This window comes from Mesorhizobium sp. M2A.F.Ca.ET.039.01.1.1 (genome assembly GCF_003998035.1).
Classification (GTDB): domain Bacteria; phylum Pseudomonadota; class Alphaproteobacteria; order Rhizobiales; family Rhizobiaceae; genus Mesorhizobium.
On the sequence record NZ_RZRY01000901.1, the window covers coordinates 1 to 2152 of the forward strand.

General features: G+C 64.6%; 1 protein-coding gene. It reads right to left on the reverse strand.

Features of this window, described 5'->3' with window-relative positions; genetic code table 11:
- On the reverse strand, positions 1–1900 hold a 1900-nt coding region (locus EOA24_RS35305), incomplete at its 3' end, for a PhoX family phosphatase (protein WP_133374796.1).
- Positions 1901–2152: the final 252 nt, after the last annotated feature.

The following is a 2152-nucleotide window of genomic DNA, read 5'->3' on the forward strand; positions in this document are numbered from 1 at the left end:
CCTCGTAATAGGACGGGCGGCCGAAGCCTTCCCAATCCTCGCCGCCGTCGCCCGGATGCTGGACGGCGACGAAGGCGGTCTGGTCGTCCGGCGCGAAGAGCGGGCCGCACATCTCGGCGCCGATCGGCACGCGGAAGAACAGTTTTGAGGTCGCCCGCGCCGCTCCTTCCGTGTCGACCGCCCACAGGCCGTCGGTGCGGCCGGTGGCTTTCGGGCCCTGGCCGTCGGTGGCGACCCACAGGCGCCCGGCGGAATCGACGGCGCAATTGTCCGGCATGCCGAACCAGCCATGCGCGGTGGTCGCGGTCGAGAAGGTGGCGCCTACATCCGCGACGGACGGATCGCCGCATTTGAGCAGCACTTCCCACTTGCCCTTGCTGGCGGCGAAGTCGCCGCCATCCTCGACGATCTCGATGATGTGGCCGAAGGCGTTGGCAGCACGCGGGTTGGCGGCGTCGACCTGCTCGGCCTTACGCTTGGAATTGTTGGTCAGCATGACATAGACCTTGCCGTTGCCGGCGTTGGGCTGGATGTCTTCCGGCCGGTCCATCTTGGTGGCGCCGAGCAGATCGGCGGCGCGCCGCGTCTCGATCAGAACGTCGGCCTGGGACGCAAAACCGTTCTCCGCCGTCAGCGGGCCTTGGCCAAAGACGATCGGCATCCATTCGACCGAACCGTCCTCGGCGAACTGCGCCACATAGAGCGTGCCGTCGTCGAGCAGGTTCATGTTGGCCGCGCGGTCACCAGGATTGAACCTGCCGGCGGTGACGAATTTGTAGACATAGTCGAAGCGCTCGTCGTCGCCGAGATAGAAGACGACGCGGCCGTCCCTGGCGACGATCGACTCGGCGCCCTCATGCTTGAAACGGCCCATGGCGGTGCGCTTCCTCGGCACCGAAGCCGGATCGTTGACGTCGACCTCGACGATCCAGCCGAAACGATTCGGTTCGTTCGGCTCCTTGGCGAGGTTGAAGCGGTCGTAATGCGCGCCCCATTCATAGGCGCCTTCCGGAATGCCCAGGCGCTTGTAATTGGCGGCTTCCTTGTGGCCTTCCGGCAGCTCGCCCGAGAAGTAGCCGTGGATATTCTCCTCGGCCATCACATAGGTGCCCCAGGGCGTGACGCCGCCGGCGCAATTGTTGAGCGTGCCGATGACCTTGGTGCCGGAGGGGTCGGCATTGGTCTTGACGCGGTCGTGGCCGGCGACCGGGCCGGAGAGCGCCATCTCGGTGGTCGACATGATGCGGCGGTTGAGCTTGCCGTCGCGCACCACCTGCCACTTGCCGCCTTCCTTGCGGATCTCGACGATGGTGCCGCCATGCGCGGCCATCTCGACATCGACCTCCTCCTTCGACAGCGGTGCGACCTCGGCGGCCTTCTTGCCGTCTTTTTCGACGATCGAAACGATGCCGGGGAACATCAGATGCGGGTTGGTGTATTCGTGGTTGACGACCAGTAGCCCGTGCTCCGCCGAGCCGTCGATCGGGATATAGCCGACATAGTCGTTGTTGTAGCCGAACTGTTTTGCCTGAGCCTCAGCCGATTGCTTCAGCGGATCGAACTCCGGCGAATCGGCAAACAGCGGATCGCCCCAGCGCAGCAGCACGTCGGCATCATAGCCTGGCGCGACATGGTGCTTGTCATCGATGCCGGCTTCGAGCTCGTCGAACTTGAACGCCGAGGCCTCGGCGGCGCGCGCCTCGTCGGCGGCGACGAGCGCCAACGGGCTGACGGTGGCGGCGATGGCCGAGACGGCCAGCGAGCCCAAGAGGAAACCGCGGCGCGAGAAGCGCGCGGCAATGATCTCGCCCATGGTGCGGTTGTCGGTCGGGTTGACGGGCGGACCGTCATTCTCCTCGAGCTGGCTGGTGCGGAAGCGGGTTTCAGGGGTCGCGGTCATGGTGTTCCTCTGGCTTCTTGAGGTGGCTTGAGCTTGGACCTTCAACCCCTAAAGCGCGCCGATCACATTTTCGTGACATCGGCTTCTGCGTAGCCCTCGGTGGTTGGCGAAGCCTGTCGATGTCAGTGTCCAGCGGATAGATGGGTAACACTTTGAACCGGATACATAGGTAACAGTTTTCTCTCCCTATGATGCGGTCGCCGCAGCGCCAAGCGGTCGGCTTGGCGCGGCGCTGCGGCGAACCAGTTTCAT